Here is a 3,158-nt window from a genome sequence, read left to right as displayed (position 1 = left end):
TTGCTGAAGTTGGCAACAGAGCGTCCAACCGAGAGCGGACATGAGGCTTAGCGCAAGCGCCAGGGCGGCAGAAGATGCGGGCGGTAGGCGCGGATCAGATGCTTGAGCCCGCCAGCGGCAACCGGATGTCCACCGTCAAACCGTGGGGCTCGGTGCCCCGCAGTGAGACCGAGCCCCCGTGCTGGGTCACGATCTGCTTGACGATGGCCAACCCAAGGCCGCAGCCGACACCCTGCTCGGTCGCCCGGACGAATCTCTCGAACACCCGCTCGCGGTCTTCCATGGCAATGCCGGGCCCCGTATCGCTGATGATCAGCTCGGCGTGCGTGTCACTTCGGTCAAAGGAGAACGTGATCTCGGCGCCGCGGCCTGCGTACTCGATGGCGTTGTCGAGGACGTTGCCGATCGCCTCCCGCAGGAGCAGCGAGTTGGCGACCACAGGAAGCGCCGGAATATCGTCGGGAGCATGGAGGCCCAGATCAATGCCAGCCCGCAAGGCGCGTGGCACTGTCTCAAGCACCAGCTCGCGCACCACGCTCCCCAGGTCGGTAATCGCCACCTCCTGTGCGTGGGCGGCTTCTGGCTCAGCCCGTGCCAGCATCAACAATCGGTTGATCAGATGGGCGCTGCGCGAAGCGCTCTCGTGGACGAATGCCAGGCGTTGCGCGCGCTCGGCCGCGTCGGTGGCCTGCAGCGCCAGCTCGGTCTGGGTCTTCAGCCCCGCCAACGGCGTGCGCAACTGATGGGCGGCATCTGCAATGAAGCGCTGCTGGGAGGTCACGTTCTTGTGGACCGAGGCAAGCAGCTCGTTGAGGGCATGGACAAGCGCCTTGACCTCTTGCGGGGCCTCATCGATGCGCAGCGGCGTCAGATTGGTGGGATTGCGCCCCTCGACTTCGCCTCGCAGGCGCAGCAGCGGCGCTAGCCCGGCGCCGGTAGCCGCCCAGACGATCATGGTCATGAGCAGCATCAGGACCGACAGCGGCAACAGGATGTCGATGAAGATGCGCTGCCACAGCTCCTGCCGGTGCGCCATGCTGCGCGCGACCTGCACCAGCATCCATTGCGTCTGTCCGCCCGATGGCGTGTACGGTTGGTACAGCACTGCAATGCGCACCCGCGAGGGCGACGCTTGGTCGGCAAGCTGGATGTCGCCGTCGTAGAAATATGGCTCATCGGCGCGAGGCACCATCTCCTTGGGCGGTAGCGGGATGTTGTCGTTGCCCAGGATGAAGTGACCCGGTGGCGTGCTGACGGTGTACAGCAGTCGATCGCTCGGATCCGCTTCCAGCACGACCTGGGCCGCCTTAGGCAGATCGATCAACAAGCCATCGCCGATCGGCTTGACCTGCCTCGACAAGGTTCGGGTGGCCTGGGACAACGTGGCGTCGGCCGCCTGGTTCACGTAGCCGACCGCCAGGCGATAGCTGGCCAGCCCTCCGGCCAGCCACAGCACAATCTGCGGAAGGACCACCCAGATGACCAGTTGCCGCCGCAGTGACAGCGTGCGTGGCGCGAACAGACGCCCCAGTGTCATCGATCAGGCGGAGGGTTCAGCGACAGGCTGCGCTTCGAGCAGATAGCCCAGGCCTCGCACGGTGCGGATGGCGACGCCCGATCGCTCCAGCTTCTTACGCAAACGGTGGATGTGGACTTCAGCGCTGTTGCCGATACCGACTTCGTTGCCTTCGTCGGTCCAGGCTTGCAGGATCTGTTCCTTCGTCACCACCTTGTCCATGTTGATCAGCAGGAGGTCGAGCAGGATCGTTTCTCGGGGGCTGAGGTCCACCGATTCCGAGCCGATGAAGGTGCGACGCGTCTGCCGATCGAACCGGAGACCCGCCGCAGCCAAGTCGGAATGGGGGCTCTGGCGGCTGCGCCGCAGCACTGCGTTTAACCGGGCCTGCAACTCCGGGAAGTCGAAGGGCTTGGTCACGTAATCGTCGGCGCCGGCGTTTAGGCTCTCGACGCGACTGTCCAGCTTGTCGAGGGCCGTCAGCACCACCACGGGCAGCGTCGGGTGCATCGTCCGGATGCGCTTGAGGACCGTGAAGCCGTCCATCAGCGGCAGGCCCAGGTCCAGGATCACGATGTCGAAGCTCTGCTCCGACAGCAGGTACTCCGCGACCGGACCGTTCGGCGCATGCGTGACGCGGCAACCCGCACCTCGCAGCTGGGCCGTCAGCCCATTCGCCAGGATTTTGTCGTCCTCGGTTAGCAAAATTTCCATCAATCTATATTAACGACATGTTGCGGGGCGCTCAATCCGCCCTCCCCTGAGCCGACTGGCTCCTTCTTGCAATGCTCGCTAGCCGCCTTCACGGATCGCGCATCGGCGTTTCCTGCAGACGGATGTGTCGCAGCAGCGAAGACAAACCAGTGCAAACCCGCGCTTGATACGGGAACTGACAACGATGTTCGTCAGATCCATCGACAGGCCACTCGCACTTACTACCAGTTGCTGATGCGCCTCATATGTGCGCCTGAAGCAGCTCCGGATGGTGCGGCCGTTTCCATGCCTTGAGCCATTTGAGAACTTGAATAAGCGGCCAATGACCCACCGAAACACAAGTCTGACGTTGCTGCGGTTGCGAGCCAAGAAACTGCTCACTTGCGCGGCGGTCGCGCTTGCTGTCGGTAGCGCAGCCACGCCGGCGCGAGCCGCCGAGATCGAGGTGATGCACTACTGGGACATCGCCGGCGACGAGCGCGCGGTCGCGCTGCTCAAGCGGAGGACCGTTCAGCTCGGGCACACATGGAACCACTTCATGGTCGCCGGCGGCGGCAACGGCCTGGCCATGTCGGTGCTCGACTCTCGGGTCCGTTTGCGCAACCCGCCGACCGCGGCGGTCGTCAAGACGCCCGGATTTCAGGACTGGGCTCGCAGCGGATCGCTCGCCAGCTTGGACACGGTGGCCAAGCAAGATCGCTGGGATGCCGTGTTGCCGGCGGTCCTTGCTCGGATGATGAAATACGACGACCACTACGTCGCGGTGCCCGTCAACCTCCACCGCGACAATTGGATGTGGGTCAACACCGCCGTCTTCAAGATGGCGGGCTCCCGTGTCCCGACTACCTGGGACGAGTTCTTTGAAGCCGCCGAGAAGCTCAGAAAAATCGGCGTGACACCCTTGGCGCACGGCGGCCAGCCATGGCAC

3 protein-coding genes are annotated in these 3,158 nt (G+C 64.1%); 1 reads left to right on the top strand and 2 read right to left on the bottom strand.

Features of this window, described 5'->3' with window-relative positions:
• Positions 1 to 94 precede the first annotated feature (94 nt).
• Both ACXJKR_RS28240 and ACXJKR_RS28235 read right to left on the bottom strand, forming a co-directional pair.
• Positions 95 to 1,537 carry a sensor histidine kinase gene (locus ACXJKR_RS28240; RefSeq protein WP_457325657.1) on the bottom strand — a complete coding sequence of 481 codons (1,443 nt, stop codon included), beginning with the start codon at positions 1,535 to 1,537 and terminating at the stop codon, positions 95 to 97.
• Positions 1,538 to 1,540: 3 nt separating this feature from the next.
• Complete coding sequence (locus ACXJKR_RS28235; RefSeq protein WP_457325656.1) at positions 1,541 to 2,230, bottom strand: response regulator transcription factor; 690 nt, start codon at positions 2,228 to 2,230, stop codon at positions 1,541 to 1,543.
• Between the two features lie 322 nt (positions 2,231 to 2,552).
• Here ACXJKR_RS28235 and ACXJKR_RS28230 point away from each other — a divergent pair.
• Positions 2,553 to 3,158 (top strand): ABC transporter substrate-binding protein (locus ACXJKR_RS28230; protein WP_457325655.1); only part of this gene is annotated, 606 nt, incomplete at its 3' end.

It is taken from the genome of Roseateles sp. P5_E11, from assembly GCF_054049355.1.
Note: the sequence above shows the minus strand (reverse complement) of the source record. Positions and strands in the feature narration are given on the sequence as shown.